Raw genomic sequence first — 15979 nt, forward strand, 5'->3', positions numbered from 1 at the left:
ATGCCCCGATTGTCGCGGGGCGATGCCCCGATTGTCGCGGGGCGCTGCCCCGATCGAGGAGTACGTCGCATGTCCTCTGATTTCTTCATCCCTGACCCGGAGGGCCAGGTGCCCAGCGCCGAGGGGTATTTCGGTGCCTTCGGCGGCAAGTTCATCCCCGAGGCGCTCGTCGCCGCGGTCGACGAGGTCGCCGCCGAGTACGAGAAGGCCAAGGCGGACCCCGCCTTCGCGGCCGAGCTCGAGGATCTGCTGGTCAACTACACCGGCCGGCCAAGCGCGCTGACCGAGGTGGAGCGGTTCGCCGAGCACGCCGGGGGTGCCCGGGTCTTCCTCAAGCGGGAGGATCTCAACCACACCGGCTCCCACAAGATCAACAACGTGCTGGGGCAGGCCCTGCTCACCCGGCGGATGGGCAAGTCCCGCGTCATCGCCGAGACCGGCGCCGGCCAGCACGGGGTGGCCACGGCCACCGCGTGCGCGCTGTTCGGGCTCGAGTGCACCATCTACATGGGCGAGATCGACACCCAGCGGCAGGCGCTCAACGTGGCGCGGATGCGGATGCTGGGCGCCGAGGTCATCGCCGTGAAGTCCGGCAGCCGCACCCTCAAGGACGCCATCAACGAGGCGTTCCGGGACTGGGTCGCCAATGTGGACCGCACCCACTACCTCTTCGGCACCGTGGCGGGACCCCACCCCTTCCCGGCGCTGGTGCGCGACTTCCACCGGGTGATCGGCGTGGAGGCGCGGCGGCAGATCCTGGAGCGGACCGGGCGGCTGCCGGACGCGGTCGCGGCCTGTGTGGGCGGCGGATCCAACGCGATCGGGCTGTTCCACGCCTTCCTGCCGGACGAGAGCGTACGGATCGTCGGCTTCGAGCCCGCCGGGCACGGCGTGGCCACCGGGGAGCACGCGGCCACGCTGAGCCAGGGCGAGCCCGGGATCCTGCACGGCTCCCGGTCCTATGTCCTCCAGGACGAGGACGGCCAGATCACCGAGCCGTACTCGATCTCGGCCGGTCTTGACTACCCCGGCGTCGGCCCTGAGCACGCGTATCTGAAGGACGTCGGCCGCGCCGAGTACCGGGCGGTCACCGACGACGAGGCCATGCGGGCGCTGCGGCTGCTCTCGGAGACCGAGGGCATCATCCCGGCGATCGAGAGCGCCCACGCGCTCGCGGGCGCCCTGGACCTCGGCCGGGAACTGGGGAGCGACGGCCTGGTGCTGGTCAATCTCTCCGGGCGCGGCGACAAGGACATGGACACGGCGGCCCGGTACTTCGGGCTCTACGAGCAGCAGGGCGACGAGGGGGCGAAGTGATGGCCGGGAACCTGGAGCTGCTGGGGTCGGTCCTGGCGGGCGCCAAGGACGAGGGGCGCGCCGCGCTCGTCGGCTATCTGCCCGCCGGTTTCCCCACCGTCGACGGCGCGGTGGACGCGATGACCGCCATGATCGAGGGCGGCTGCGACATCGTCGAGGTCGGGCTGCCGCACAGCGATCCGGTGCTCGACGGGCCGGTGATCCAGACCGCCGACGACATCGCGCTGCGGGGCGGGGTCCGGATCCGCGATGTGATCCGCACGGTGGGGGAGGTGCACGCCCGCACCGGCGCCCCGATCCTGTGCATGACGTACTGGAACCCCGTGGACCGGTACGGCGTCGAGCGGTTCGCCGCCGATCTCGCCGAGGCGGGTGGCGCGGGCTGCATCCTGCCCGATCTGCCGGTCGAGGAGTCGGAGATCTGGCGGAAGGCCGCCGAGCAGCACGGTCTGGCGACCGTGTTCGTGGTCGCGCCCAGCAGCCGTGATGAGCGGCTGGCGAAGATCACGGCGGCGGGCAGCGGTTTCGTCTACGCGGCGTCCCTGATGGGTGTCACCGGAACGAGGGAATCGGTGGGCCAGGAGGCGCGCGCTCTGGTGGAGCGCACCCGGTCCACCACCTCGCTCCCGGTCTGCGTGGGCCTCGGCGTCTCCAATGCCACCCAGGCGGCGGAGGTCGCGGCGTTCGCCGACGGGGTCATCGTGGGCTCGGCCTTCGTCAAGCGGCTGCTGGACGCCGAGGGTGACACCGAGGCCGGTCTGGCGGGGCTGCGCGAGCTCGCGGGTGAGCTGGCGGAGGGCGTCCGCGCCGCCCGTTAGAGGGTCGCTCGTTCGAGGGAACAACGGGGCGGAGGAGCTCAGCGGTGCTCCTCCGCCTCGTTAGGCGAGGGCGTGAGCCAGAGAAACCGTGAGGGAAAGCGCGGCGCCCGAGAGCGCCTGCGGGAACAGCGCGAGCGGGACCGGGCGCGTGCGAAGCGTAAGCGGACGCTGGGCGTCCTGGGGGCGGTGGTGGCCGTCCTCGGCGCGGCGGTGGGCGTGGGCATCTTCGCGTCCAGGACCGACGACGAGTCGGGGAAGTCGGGCAGCGCCCTGGTGCCGCCGCGCGGAGCCGTCGGCAAGGGACGTCTGGTGATCCCCTCGGGGAGGTCGGAGAAGGCCGGGCAGGAGGGGAAGGCGGGGAAGGCGGCCCCGGTGACCCTGACGGTCTACGAGGACTTCCGCTGCCCGGGGTGCAAGCAGTTCGAGGACGTCTTCCGCAAGACCGTCCACGAGCTCCAGGACACCGGCCGGATGAGGGTCGAGTACCACCTGGTGACGATCATCGACGGAAACCTCGGCGGCACCGGTTCGGTCCGCGCCGCGAACGCGGCGGCCTGCGCCCAGGACAAGGGCCCCGCGAAGTTCCGGGCGTACCACGATGTGCTCTACCGCCACCAGCCCCAGGAGACCCGGGACACATACGCCGACAACGGCAGGCTGATCAAGCTCGCGGACCAGGTCCCCGGGCTGGTCACGCCCGCCTTCCGGCGTTGCGTCGAGGACGGCCGGCACGACGCCTGGGTGCGCGAGTCCAACGACGTCTTCGCCCACTCCGGCTACGCCTCCACGCCGACCGTGCTGCTGGACGGGAAGTCGGTCTACGGTGACCCCAAGAAGCCGCTGAGCCCCAACAAGCTCAAGCGCATGGTCCTCGCGGCGGCCCGCGACTGATCCTTGTTACGCAGCCGTTGCCGGGTGGGTTGTCGCATCTCCCGCCCGGCACGGTAGCGTCGGTCCTGTCATGGACCTCCTCGCTTACATTCCCAGCCCGTCGTCCGGCGTGATCTATCTCGGTCCGGTCCCGCTGCGCGGCTATGCGTTCTGCATCATCATCGGCGTCTTCGTCGCGGTCTGGTACGGCGGTCGGCGCTGGATCGCCCGTGGCGGCCGGGTCGGCACCGTCGCCGACATCGCGGTCTGGGCGGTGCCCTTCGGCCTGGTCGGCGGCCGCCTCTACCACGTCATCACCGACTACGAGCTGTACTTCACCGACGGCCGTGACTGGGTGGACGCCTTCAAGATCTGGCAGGGCGGCCTGGGGATCTGGGGGGCCATCGCGCTGGGCGCGCTCGGCGCCTGGATCGGCTGCCGCCGCCGGGGGATCCCGCTCCCGGCGTACGCGGACGCCATCGCCCCCGGAATCGCCTTCGCCCAGGCCATCGGGCGCTGGGGCAACTGGTTCAACCAGGAGCTGTACGGCAAGGCCACCACGCTGCCCTGGGCGCTGAAGATCGACGGCGACGCCGACGCGGGCCGGGTGGCCGGCACGTACCACCCGACCTTCCTGTACGAGTCGCTGTGGTGCGTCGGCGTGGCGCTGCTGGTGATCTGGGCGGACCGCCGCTTCAAGCTGGGGCATGGCCGGGCGTTCGCCCTCTACGTCGCGGCGTACACCGTGGGCCGCTTCTGGATCGAGTACCTCCGGGTGGACGACGCCCACCATGTGCTGGGGCTGCGGCTCAACAACTGGACCTCCGTCGTGGTCTTCCTGGCCGCGGTGGCCTATCTGGTGATCTGCGCGAAGCGGTCCCCGGGCCGCGAGGAGGTCGTGGAACCGGCGGCGATCGAGGACGGCGCGGCCCCGGCCACCGGGACGAGCGACGACGCCCCGGCCGGGAGCGCGGCCAAGAGTGACGGCACTCCGGCCAAGAGCGGCGGCGCGGACGAGGCCGGCGCGGTGGCCGCCGAGGCGGAGCCCACCAAGAACCCCTGACGCGCGCCGACGTGCGTCCACCGGGCCGCCGGACCCCTCGGGGTTTGGCGGCCCTTCTGCGTCTGCGCAGGTCAGCGAGGTAAGTTCGGCCTTCCTTGCTGGCGGAGCGGGGGAATTCGTGCGTACCTTCGAACCGTTGGGGTGAGGGCCGCATCGCCACACCCTTCTCGAAGGGAGCACATCTTCATATGTCCGTCATTGACAGCGCCGAGTCACCGCACATCGCCCACCGCGACAACCACACCCACCGTGATGTGAACGGCGGCTGGCTGCGCCCGGCCGTCTTCGGAGCCATGGACGGACTGGTCTCCAACCTCGCGCTGATGACCGGTGTGGCCGGTGGCGCCGTGGACCGGCAGACGATCGTGATCACCGGTCTGGCGGGCCTCGCGGCCGGTGCCTTCTCGATGGCCGCCGGTGAGTACACCTCCGTCGCCTCCCAGCGCGATCTGGTCCAGGCCGAGCTGGAGGTGGAGCGGCGCGAGCTGCGCAAGCACCCGGTGGACGAGCTGGAGGAGCTGGCCGCGCTCTACGAGTCGCGCGGGGTGGAGCCGGCCCTGGCCCGTGAGGTGGCCGAGCAGCTCTCCCGCGACCCCGAGCAGGCGCTGGAGATACACGCCCGCGAGGAGCTGGGCGTGGACCCGGACGATCTGCCGTCGCCGCTGGTCGCGGCGGTGTCCTCGTTCGGCTCCTTCGCGCTGGGCGCGCTGCTGCCGGTGCTGCCGTATCTGCTGGGCGCCTCGGCGCTGTGGCCGGCCCTGGTGCTGGCGCTGATCGGGCTCTTCGGCTGCGGTGCTGTGGTGGCGCGGGTGACCGCCCGTAACTGGTGGTACAGCGGGCTGCGGCAGCTGGCGCTGGGTGGCGCGGCGGCGGGTGTGACCTATGCCCTGGGCGCTTTCTTCGGAACGGCCGTAGGATGACAGTCATACGGCGAGCCGCGATCATCACGCCGTTACTCCCCGGTTTCGATCCCTTTACGGGCGGGCATAAGCCCGAAGCGCTTGGGCAGTGTCGCCCGATCCGCGCCATGGCGACGCCGGTCGCCCCATCGCCCATGCCCGTACTGCCTCACCTCACCCCACCTCTGGGGTGTCCGCATGATGGAACGGAATTTTCGCTTCCCGAGATTCACCCCATCATGTAACCTGCACGAAATTCTCGCGGAGGGCCAACGTCGTCCCTCGGCACACGCAAAATGCCATGACGACGACGGGAGAGCCGATGCGTTCCGCATCCCACCCTGCCCGCCAAGGGATGTACGACCCGCGCAATGAGCACGACGCCTGTGGCGTCGGCTTCGTGGCGACCCTCACCGGCGAGGCCAGCCACGAGCTCGTGGAGCAGGCTCTCACCGTGCTGAGGAACCTCGAGCACCGCGGCGCCACCGGTTCCGAGCCCGACTCCGGAGATGGCGCGGGAATCCTCGTCCAGGTTCCGGACGCCTTCCTGCGGGCCAGTGTGACCGGCTTCGAGCTGCCCGAAGCCGGTGCCTACGCGGTGGGCATCGCGTTCCTCCCGGAGGGTGAGACCGAGGGTGCGGCCGCCGCGGAGCACATCGAGCGGCTCGCCGCCGAGGAGGGCCTGACCGTCCTCGGCTGGCGCGAGGTGCCCGTCGCCCCCGAGCTGCTGGGCAACGGGGCCCGGGCCACCATGCCCGCCTTCCGCCAGCTCTTCGTCGCCGACGGCACCACCACCGGCGTGGCCCTGGACCGCAAGGCGTTCATGCTGCGCAAGCGCGCCGAGCGCGAGGCGGAGGTCTACTTCCCCTCGCTGTCCGCCCGCACCCTGGTCTACAAGGGCATGCTGACCACCGGTCAGCTGGAGCCGTTCTTCCCGGACCTCTCCGACCGCCGCTTCGCCACGGCCGTCGCGCTGGTCCACTCCCGGTTCTCCACCAACACCTTCCCGAGCTGGCCGCTGGCCCACCCGTACCGCTTCGTCGCCCACAATGGTGAGATCAACACCGTCCAGGGCAACCGCAACTGGATGCGGGCCCGGGAGTCCCAGCTGGTCAGCGATCTGTTCGGGGAGAAGGGCCTGGAGCGGATCTTCCCCGTCTGCACCCCGGACGCCTCCGACTCGGCGACCTTCGACGAGGTCCTGGAGCTGCTCCACCTCGGCGGCCGCTCGCTGCCGCACTCGGTGCTGATGATGGTCCCCGAGGCGTGGGAGAACCACCCCTCCATGGACCCGGCCCGGCGCGCCTTCTACCAGTACCACTCCACGATGATGGAGCCCTGGGACGGCCCGGCCTGTGTCACCTTCACCGACGGCGTCCAGGTCGGCGCCGTACTGGACCGCAACGGTCTGCGGCCCGGCCGCTACTGGGTCACCGACGACGGTCTGGTCGTGCTCTCCTCCGAGGTCGGCGTCCTGGACATCGACCAGGCCAAGGTGGTGCGCAAGGGCCGGCTCCAGCCGGGCCGGATGTTCCTGGTGGACACCGCCGAGCACCGCATCATCGAGGACGACGAGATCAAGGCCGAACTGGCCGCCGAGCAGCCGTACGGCGAATGGCTCGAGGCCGGTCTGATCGACCTGGCCGACCTTCCCGAGCGCGAGCACATCGTGCACACCCACGCCTCGGTCACCCGCCGTCAGCAGACCTTCGGGTACACCGAGGAGGAGCTGCGGGTCCTGCTCGCGCCGATGGCCAAGGCCGGCGCCGAGCCGATCGGCTCGATGGGCACCGACTCGCCGATCGCCGCCCTCTCCGAGCGGCCGCGGCTGCTGTTCGACTACTTCACCCAGCTGTTCGCGCAGGTCACCAACCCGCCGCTGGACGCGATCCGCGAGGAGCTGGTCACCTCGCTGATCTCCTCGCTGGGCCCGCAGGGCAATCTGCTGGAGCCGACTTCGGCCTCCTGCCGCAGCGTCACCCTGCCCTTCCCGGTGATCGACAACGATGAGCTGGCCAAGCTGATCCACATCAACGCCGACGGGGACATGCCGGGCCTCAAGGCGGCGAACCTCTCGGGCCTGTACCGGGTCGGTGGCGGCGGTCGGGCGCTCGCCGCCCGGCTGGACGAGATCTGCGCCGAGGCCGACCGCGCCATCGAGGACGGCGCCCGGCTGATCGTGCTCTCCGACCGCCACTCGGACGCCGAGCACGCCCCGATCCCCTCGCTGCTGCTCACCTCCGCGGTCCACCACCACCTCATCGGCACCAAGCAGCGCACCCAGGTGGGGCTGCTGGTCGAGGCGGGCGACGTCCGCGAGGTGCACCATGTCGCGCTGCTGATCGGCTACGGCGCCGCGGCCGTCAACCCGTACCTGGCCATGGAGTCGGTCGAGGACCTGGTCCGGGCCGGCACCTTCCTGCCCGGTGTCGAGGCCGAGACCGCGATCAAGAACCTCATCAAGGCGCTCGGCAAGGGCGTCCTGAAGGTCATGTCCAAGATGGGCATCTCGACCGTGGCCTCCTACCGGGGCGCGCAGGTCTTCGAGGCCGTCGGCCTGGACGAGTCCTTCGTGGACACCTACTTCCACGGCACCGCCACGAAGATCGGCGGCGCGGGCCTGGACGTCGTCGCCAAGGAGGTGGCCGCCCGCCACGCCAAGGCGTACCCCGCCTCCGGCATCCCCTCCGCCCACCGCACGCTGGAGATCGGCGGCGAGTACCAGTGGCGCCGCGAGGGCGAGCCGCACCTCTTCGACCCCGAGACGGTCTTCCGGCTCCAGCACTCCACCCGGTCGCGCCGCTACGACATCTTCAAGAAGTACACGGAGCGGGTGAACGAGCAGTCCGAGCGGCTGATGACGCTGCGCGGCCTGTTCTCCTTCAAGGGTGAGCGCACCTCGATCCCGATCGAGGAGGTCGAGCCGGTCAGCGAGATCGTCAAGCGGTTCTCCACCGGCGCCATGTCGTACGGCTCCATCTCCCAGGAGGCGCACGAGACCCTCGCCATCGCCATGAACCAGCTGGGCGGAAAGTCCAACACCGGTGAGGGCGGCGAGGACTCCGACCGGCTGCACGACCCCGCCCGGCGCTCCTCGATCAAGCAGGTGGCCTCCGGCCGCTTCGGTGTGACCAGCGAATACCTGGTCAACTCCGATGACATCCAGATCAAGATGGCCCAGGGCGCCAAGCCCGGCGAGGGCGGCCAGCTGCCCGGCCACAAGGTCTACCCATGGGTGGCCAAGACCCGGCACTCCACTCCGGGCGTGGGCCTGATCTCCCCGCCGCCGCACCACGACATCTACTCGATCGAGGATCTCGCCCAGCTGATCCACGACCTGAAGAACGCCAACCCGGGGGCCCGGATCCACGTCAAGCTGGTCTCCGAGGTCGGCGTCGGCACCGTGGCCGCGGGCGTCTCCAAGGCCCACGCCGATGTGGTGCTGATCTCCGGCCACGACGGCGGCACCGGCGCCTCGCCGCTGACCTCGCTCAAGCACGCGGGCGGCCCCTGGGAGCTCGGCCTCGCCGAAACCCAGCAGACGCTGCTGCTCAACGGGTTGCGCGACCGCATCGTGGTGCAGACCGACGGCCAGCTGAAGACCGGCCGCGACGTGGTGATCGCCGCGCTGCTCGGTGCCGAGGAGTTCGGCTTCGCCACCGCGCCGCTGGTGGTCTCCGGCTGCGTCATGATGCGCGTCTGCCACCTGGACACCTGCCCGGTCGGCATCGCCACCCAGAACCCGGTGCTGCGCGAGCGCTACAGCGGCCAGGCCGAGTTCGTGGTGAACTTCTTCCAGTTCATCGCCGAGGAGGTCCGCGAGCTCCTCGCCGAGCTGGGCTTCCGCTCCCTGGGCGAGGCCATCGGCCACGCCGAGCTGCTGGACACCACCCGTGCCGTCCAGCACTGGAAGGCGCAGGGACTGGACCTCGCCCCGCTGCTGTACGTGCCCGAGCTGCCCGAGGGCGCCGTCCGCCACCAGGCGATCGAGCAGGACCACGGGCTGGCCAAGGCGCTCGACAACCAGCTGATCAAGCTGGCGGCCGACGCGCTGAACGCCGAGAGCGCCGAGGCCGCCGAGCCGGTCCGGGCCCAGGTCGCGATCCGCAACATCAACCGGACCGTCGGCACCATGCTCGGCCATGAGGTGACCCGTACGTTCGGTGGCGCGGGACTGCCCGACGACACCATCGACATCACCTTCACCGGCTCGGCCGGTCAGTCCTTCGGCGCGTTCCTGCCCCGCGGCGTCACTCTGCGGCTCGAGGGCGACGCCAACGACTACGTGGGCAAGGGCCTGTCCGGCGGCCGCGTGATCGTCCGCCCGGACCGGGCCGCGGACCACCTCGCCGAGTACTCGACGATCGCGGGCAACACCCTCGCGTACGGCGCGACCGGCGGTGAGATGTTCCTGCGCGGCCGGGTCGGCGAGCGGTTCTGCGTCCGCAACTCCGGCGCCACGGTCGTCTCCGAGGGCGTGGGCGACCACGGCTGTGAGTACATGACCGGCGGCCACGCGGTCGTCCTCGGCCCCACCGGCCGTAACTTCGCGGCCGGGATGTCCGGCGGTATCGCCTATGTGATCGACCTCGACCCGGACAACGTCAACGTCGATCTGCGGGACGCCCTCGGCGCGCTGGACGAAACCGACCAGCGGTGGCTGCACGACGCGGTGCGCCGCCACCACGAGGAGACCGGCTCCACCGTCGCGGGCGCGCTGCTCGACGACTGGGAGACCGCCGTCACCCGCTTCAGCAAGATCATCCCCGCTACGTACCAGGCCGTGCTCGCCGCCAAGGACGCCGCCGAGCGTGCCGGGCTCTCCGAGTCCGAGACCCACGAGAAGATGATGGAGGCGGCGATCAATGGCTGACCCCAAGGGCTTCCTGAGCACTGACCGCGAGGTCGCCGAGACCCGTCCGGTGGACGAGCGCGTCAAGGACTGGAACGAGGTCTACGTCCCCGGCTCGCTGCTGCCGATCATCAGCAAGCAGGCCGGCCGGTGCATGGACTGCGGCATCCCGTTCTGCCACAACGGCTGTCCGCTCGGAAACCTCATCCCCGAGTGGAACGACTACGCCTACCGGGAGAACTGGCGCGAGGCCAGCGAGCGGCTGCACGCGACCAACAACTTCCCGGAGTTCACCGGGCGGCTGTGCCCCGCCCCGTGCGAGTCCGCGTGCGTCCTCGGCATCAACCAGCCGGCGGTGACCATCAAGAACGTCGAGGTCACCATCATCGACAAGGCGTGGGACTCCGGTGACGTCACCCCGCAGCCGCCCGAGCGGCTCAGCGGCAAGACCGTCGCCGTGATCGGCTCGGGCCCGGCGGGCCTGGCCGCCGCCCAGCAGCTGACCCGGGCCGGTCACACGGTCGCCGTCTATGAGCGGGCCGACCGCATCGGCGGGCTGCTGCGCTACGGCATCCCCGAGTTCAAGATGGAGAAGCGGCACATCAACCGCCGCATCGAGCAGATGCGCGCGGAGGGCACCAAGTTCCGCACCGAGACCGAGATCGGTCGCGACATCGACGCCGCCAAGCTGCGCAAGCGGTACGACGCCGTGGTCATCGCGGCCGGCGCCACCACCTCGCGCGATCTGCCGGCCCCGGGCCGGGAGCTGAACGGCATCCACTTCGCGATGGAGTACCTGCCGCTCGCCAACAAGGTGCAGGAGGGCGACCTCACCACGTCCCCCATCACCGCCGAGGGCAAGCACGTCGTGGTCATCGGCGGCGGTGACACCGGCGCGGACTGCGTCGGCACCGCCCATCGGCAGGGCGCCGCCTCCGTCACCCAGCTGGAGATCATGCCCAAGCCGGGCGAGGAGCGTGCCCCGAGCCAGCCCTGGCCCACCTTCCCGATGCTCTACAAGGTCACCTCGGCGCACGAGGAGGGCGGTGAGCGGATCTACTCCGTCTCCACCACCCACTTCGAGGGCGACGAGGACGGCAATGTCCAGTGGCTGCACCTGATCGAGGTGGAGTTCAAGGACGGCAAGCTGGAGCAGAAGCCGGGCACCGAGCGGAGGATCCCGGCCCAGCTGGTCACCCTCGCCATGGGCTTCACCGGCACCGACCAGAAGAACGGCCTGGTCGAGCAGTTCGGCCTGGAGCTCGACGAGCGCGGCAACATCGCGCGCGACGCCGACTTCGCCACCAATGTGCCGGGTGTCTTCGTGGCCGGTGACGCGGGCCGCGGCCAGTCGCTGATCGTCTGGGCCATCGCCGAGGGCCGCTCCGCGGCGCGCGGGGTGGACCGCTATCTGGCCGGGGCCAGCGAGCTGCCCGCCCCGATCCGCCCCACCGACCGGGCCCTCATGGTCTGACCCGGTCTCCCGGCTTTCCCGGATCTCCGCCCGTACAACGGCGTACGGACCGGCCGCGCGGCGCCTTCCCCCCCTCCCGACCGGGGGGAGGCGCCGCGTGGCGTTTCGGTTGACATTCCCTCGGGTGCACTCCACCATCATTCCACTAACTGATTAGTGAAAGGGTGGTGGAGGGCGGATGGTCGAATACCGCATCGACCGGCGCAGCGGCATCGCCACCTATCTGCAGATCGTCCAGCAGACCAAGCAGGCGCTCCGCCTCGGACTGCTGGAGCCCGGGGACCGGCTGCCCACGGCCAAGGAGGTCGTCGCGGCCACCGCCATCAACCCCAACACCGTCCTGAAGGCGTACCGCGAGCTGGAGCGCGAAGGGCTGGTCGAGCCCCGGCCGGGGCTCGGCACCTTCGTCCGCCGGTCGCTGGCCCGGCCCGGCGCCGCCGCGGACTCACCGCTGCGCGCGGAGCTCGCCGACTGGACCGACCGGGCCCGCGCCGCCGGGCTCGACCGCGAGGACGTGACGGCGCTGGTGGCCTCGGTCCTCGAAGAGCGCTTCGGTGAGACCGCCGCCCCCGGCGAGCGTGGACACGAGGAGAACGGGTGACCGACGAGATCGACGCGGCCGGCGCGCTGGAGGCGTCCGGGCTGGGCAAGAAGTACCGACGCGGCTGGGCCCTCAGAGACGTCGCCTTCCGGCTGCCCGCCGGGCGGATCTGCGCCCTGGTGGGCCCCAACGGCTCCGGCAAGAGCACCCTGCTGTCCCTCGCCGCCGGGCTGCTGACCCCGACCACCGGCACCCTGCGGGTCTTCGGCCGGCCCGCCTCCGACCCCGGCATCCGCGAGCGCATCGCCTTCGTCGCCCAGGACAAGCCGCTCTACCCGCGCTTCTCCGTGGCCGACACCCTGCGCCTGGGCCGGGAGCTCAACCTCCGCTGGGACCAGCGGGCCGCCGAACGAGTGGTGGCGGAGGCCGATGTGCCGCTGTCCGCCCGTGTCGGTTCGCTCTCCGGCGGCCAGCGCACCTGTGTGGCCCTCGCACTCGCCCTCGGCAAGCGCGCCGATCTGCTGCTCCTGGACGAGCCGATGGCCGATCAGGACCCGCTGCGCCGCCGCCGGATGATGGGCGCCCTGATGGCCGAGGCCGCCGAGCGCGGCACCGGCGTGGTCATCTCCACCCATGTGCTCGCCGAACTCGACGGCGTCTGCGACTACCTGCTGCTGATGGGCGGCGGCCGGATCCGCCTGGCGGGTGAGACGGACGCCATCCAAGCCGCTCACCGTCTCGTCACCGGACCAGGCGTGGCCGGGGGCGGAACACCGGAGGCGCTCGCCCGCCACACCGTGGTCGAGACCCGTACGACGGGCCGTCAGCTCACCGCGCTGATACGCCCGGAGGGCACCCCGGACGGGGACGGCTGGATCGTCAACGAGCCCTCCCTCGAGGACGTGCTGCTCGGCTATCTGCGCGCTCCCGACGCCCCGCCGATGTTCACGGCCGAGGCGCGCGCGACCGTTACGGAGGTGCGGGCATGAGCTCGATCGGCATACGGCTCCGGGCACCCGGCGCACGGCTCCGCGCCCGAGGGCTGGTGTGGCTGGTGGCGCGCCAGCACCGGGCCGCCCTGTGGGCGGGCCTGGCCGTGGTCGCGGCGATCGCCGCGTACATCGTCTGGCAGCGCGCCGAGATGGTCGGCTATATGCGGGCGCACGACATCCAGGGCTGCGCGGACTGGAGCTGGAAGCGGCTCTGCCACGGCAGGGAGATCAGTCCCAGCAAGGGAACCACGCCGATGGCCGAGGCACTCCGCCATCTCGGCGACACCTACCGCACACCGCTGCTCAACACCGGACGGCTGCTCATCGCGCTGCCCGCGCTGATCGGCGTCTTCATCGGCGCGCCGCTGTTCGCCCGGGAGCTGGAGACGGGCACCCACCAGGTGGTGTGGACCCAGTCCGTCGGCAGGACCCGCTGGCTCATCGCCAAACTCGCGCTCCCGCTCGTCGCCGTCACGGCCGGCACCGCGGTCCTCGCGGCCCTCTACACCTGGTGGTGGCGGGTGGCCCGGGTCCCGTTCCAGGACATCGCCTGGGGCACCGCCGTACCGTTCGACGCGACCGGCCCGGCGGCGGTCGCCCTCGCCCCGCTGTCCTTCCTCCTCGGCGCGGCGGCCGGGCTGCTGCTGAAGCGCACCCTGCCCGCCATGGTGGTCACCCTGGGGGCCACCGCCGGTGTCCAGTACGGGCTCGACGCCCTGCGCCCCCATCTGCTGACGCCGCGGACGATCGCCTCCAAGCTCTCCGCGGACACTCCCCCTGATGTCTACTTCGGCGCGTGGCGTGGCATGGGCAACGGCTATCTGACCGGGTCCGGGGAGAAGATCCCCCTGGAGCGCTGCTCGTCCGCCGTCGGTGCGCACGGCTGGGACCGCTGCTTCGCCCGGCTCGGCGCCACCAAGAGGTGGTACGAGGAGCTGCACCCGGCGAGCCACTACTGGCCCATGCAGTGGACGCAGGCCGGGATCTGCCTGGCCGCGGCCGTCGCGCTCGCCGCCTTCTGCCTGTGGTGGATCGGCCGCGGACGGGCCTGACCGGCGCCACCCCCTTCCACCCGCAGCCCTTCCGCTCCGATCGGAGTTCCCCTTCCCATGTCCGTCTCGCCTGCCCTCGACACCGCCGGGGCCAGTCCACGCGCCCGCCCGGCGCCCACGGAGCCCCCGGCGTCACGCCCCGCCGGGCGCACCGGGCACGCCGCCGCCGGGCTCGCACCGGCCGGGCTGGCGCTGGCGCTCGGGCTGTGGGGGATCCGCCGCGAGAACAGCATGTGGCGGGACGAGTCGACGACGTATCAGGTGGCCCACCGCGGCCTCGCCGACATCTGGCATCTGCTCGGCCAGGCCGATGTCGTCCACGGCCTGTACTACCTGTTCATGCACGGCGTCTTCGCCCTCTGGGACGGCGGTCTTGTCGCCCTCCGGCTGCCCTCCGTGCTGGCCATGGCCGCCGCGGCCGCCGGGGTCGGACTGCTCGGGCAGCGGCTCGCGGGGCCCCGCGCCGGACTCGCCGCCGGGCTGGTCTTCCCGCTGTTCCCGGTGGTGCAGCGGTACGCGCAGGAAGGGCGCTCCTACGCCCTGGTCTGCGCCGTGGTCGTCTGGGCCACGCATCTGCTGCTGAGCGCCGTGTCCAGGCCCCGCAAGCGGACCTGGACCGGCTATGCCGCCGTCGCGGCACTGGCCTGTCTGCTGCACGAGTTCGCGGTCCTGGCCGTCCTCGCACACGGCGTGGCGCTCCACCGGGCCCGGGTGCCGGCGGGGCTGGGCTGGGCCTGGGGCCAGGCCGCCGCGGCGGCGGCCCTCGTGCCGACTCCGCTGGTGATCGTCAGTCAGCAGCAGGTGGCGCTGGTCGGCTGGATCTCACCCCCGGGCACGAGCCAGCTGCTCGGCTTCGGCGTGCCCGCGCTCGCGGGCGTCCTGTGCGCGAGGGCGCCGGTCCCGGCGCGCGGGCCCATCGCGCTCGGCGATCTCGCGCTGCCCCTGCTGATCCTGCCCCCGGCCGTGCTGATCGCGGTGTCGTATCTGCACCCGCTGTACGTCGACCGCTATGTGATCTACGTCTACGTCGGCCTCGCGCTGCTGGCGGGGGCGCGCCTGGAGCGGCTGCTGCGCGCCGCCACGGCCCCGAAGACGGCGGCCGCCGCGCTGGCGGTGGTGGCGGTGGCCGCCCTGCTCCCGTACTCCGCCCAGCTGCGGACCCCGCAGAGCCGCATCGACGACACCATGGCCGCCGCACGCGCCGTACGGGAGCTGAGCCGGCCCGGCGACGGCGTGCTCTTCATGCCCGCCCGCCGCCGGGAGCCGATCATGTCGAGCCCGGGGGACTTCCGCGGGCTCGAGGATCTGGCCCTGGCCGAGCGCCCGGTGCCCTCGGCCACCCTGCACGGCGTCGAGCTGCCCGCGCCGCGCGTCCGGACCCGGATGCTGGCGGCCGGCCGGATCGTCACGGTCAATGACCCGCCCGGCCGGCCACTGGACGACACTCCCCAGGAGAACACCAAACGGGGGGTGCTGAAGAAGTACTTCCAGCGGTGTGCCGCCAGGGACGTCACGGGGATGCGGATCGTCCTGTACGGGCGCCCCGGCACCTGCTGATCCGGCGCCCCGTCAGCCCTCGTCCCCCACCAGCCGGGCCGGGAAGCCGCCCGTGGCCACCGGGCCCCAGCGCTCGGGGGTGACCCGGATCAGCGACTTGCCCTGCTTGCGCATGGCCTCGCGGTACTCGTCCCAGTCCGGGTGCTCGCCCGCGATATTGCGGTAGTACTCGACCAGCGGCTCGACGGACTCCGGGGTGTCGATCACCTCGGCGGTGCCGTCGATCTGCACCCACGGGCCGTTCCATTCGTCGGACAGCACGACGAGGCTCACGGCGGGGTCGCGCTTGGCGTTGCGCACCTTGGCGCGCTCGGGGTAGGTGGACATCACGATCCGGCCGGAGTCGTCGACTCCGCAGGTCAGCGGGGACGCCTGGGGCGAGCCATCCGTCCGGCGGGTCATCAGCAGCGCACGGTGGCGCGGGCGTACGAACTCCAGCAGCTCGTCGAGGCCGACTTGGGTGTTGGTGGCGATGGAGGGGCTCATGCAGGCGAGCGTACGACGTCGAGCGCGCTTCAAGGCCGTACGGCGCCGCGGAACCGCG

General features: G+C 71.6%; 12 protein-coding genes. 11 read left to right on the plus strand and 1 reads right to left on the minus strand.

What is annotated here, in order from left to right:
- Positions 1 to 69 precede the first annotated feature (69 nt).
- The 11 genes from trpB (at position 70) to ACMTAK_RS36645 (ending at position 15435) form a co-directional block, all read left to right on the plus strand.
- Positions 70 to 1317, plus strand: coding sequence for a tryptophan synthase subunit beta (gene trpB / locus ACMTAK_RS36595; protein ID WP_413810128.1), 1248 nt, complete (start codon positions 70 to 72; stop codon positions 1315 to 1317).
- On the plus strand, positions 1317 to 2135 hold the full coding sequence (gene trpA / locus ACMTAK_RS36600) for a tryptophan synthase subunit alpha (RefSeq protein WP_413810129.1): 819 nt from the start codon (positions 1317 to 1319) through the stop codon (positions 2133 to 2135). Before trpB ends, trpA begins: the two co-directional genes overlap by 1 nt.
- A gap of 72 nt (positions 2136 to 2207) precedes the next feature.
- Positions 2208 to 3026, plus strand: a complete 819-nt coding sequence (locus ACMTAK_RS36605) for a DsbA family protein (protein ID WP_413810130.1) — start codon at positions 2208 to 2210, stop codon at positions 3024 to 3026.
- Between the two features lie 70 nt (positions 3027 to 3096).
- Positions 3097 to 4068, plus strand: coding sequence for a prolipoprotein diacylglyceryl transferase (lgt, locus tag ACMTAK_RS36610; protein WP_413810131.1), 972 nt, complete (start codon positions 3097 to 3099; stop codon positions 4066 to 4068).
- 188 nt (positions 4069 to 4256) lie between these two features.
- A complete protein-coding gene (locus tag ACMTAK_RS36615) occupies positions 4257 to 4988 on the plus strand; it encodes a VIT1/CCC1 transporter family protein (RefSeq protein ID WP_020872135.1) in 732 nt (243 codons plus the stop codon).
- Between the two features lie 301 nt (positions 4989 to 5289).
- Complete coding sequence (gene gltB / locus ACMTAK_RS36620; protein WP_413810132.1) at positions 5290 to 9840, plus strand: glutamate synthase large subunit; 4551 nt, start codon at positions 5290 to 5292, stop codon at positions 9838 to 9840.
- Positions 9833 to 11293: a glutamate synthase subunit beta gene (locus ACMTAK_RS36625; protein WP_413810133.1), complete on the plus strand. Its 1461-nt coding sequence runs from the start codon at positions 9833 to 9835 to the stop codon at positions 11291 to 11293. The genes gltB and ACMTAK_RS36625 overlap by 8 nt, the downstream gene beginning before the upstream one ends.
- 178 nt (positions 11294 to 11471) lie before the next feature.
- Complete coding sequence (locus ACMTAK_RS36630) at positions 11472 to 11894, plus strand: GntR family transcriptional regulator (protein WP_020872138.1); 423 nt, start codon at positions 11472 to 11474, stop codon at positions 11892 to 11894.
- Complete coding sequence (locus ACMTAK_RS36635; protein ID WP_413810134.1) at positions 11891 to 12823, plus strand: ABC transporter ATP-binding protein; 933 nt, start codon at positions 11891 to 11893, stop codon at positions 12821 to 12823. The genes ACMTAK_RS36630 and ACMTAK_RS36635 overlap by 4 nt, the downstream gene beginning before the upstream one ends.
- Positions 12820 to 13878, plus strand: a complete 1059-nt coding sequence (locus tag ACMTAK_RS36640) for a translation initiation factor IF-2 (protein WP_413810135.1) — start codon at positions 12820 to 12822, stop codon at positions 13876 to 13878. Before ACMTAK_RS36635 ends, ACMTAK_RS36640 begins: the two co-directional genes overlap by 4 nt.
- 57 nt (positions 13879 to 13935) lie before the next feature.
- A complete protein-coding gene (locus tag ACMTAK_RS36645) occupies positions 13936 to 15435 on the plus strand; it encodes a glycosyltransferase family 39 protein (protein WP_413810136.1) in 1500 nt (499 codons plus the stop codon).
- A gap of 12 nt (positions 15436 to 15447) precedes the next feature.
- Here the strand turns inward: ACMTAK_RS36645 and ACMTAK_RS36650 are convergent, their stop codons facing one another.
- The gene (locus tag ACMTAK_RS36650) at positions 15448 to 15921 is read right to left on the minus strand and encodes a PPOX class F420-dependent oxidoreductase (RefSeq protein ID WP_413810137.1); all 474 of its coding nucleotides are present in this window, start codon (positions 15919 to 15921) and stop codon (positions 15448 to 15450) included.
- Between the last annotated feature and the right edge of the window lie 58 nt (positions 15922 to 15979).

The sequence above is a fragment of the Streptomyces lacaronensis genome, assembly GCF_047337785.1.
Taxonomy (GTDB): domain Bacteria; phylum Actinomycetota; class Actinomycetes; order Streptomycetales; family Streptomycetaceae; genus Streptomyces; species Streptomyces lycopersici.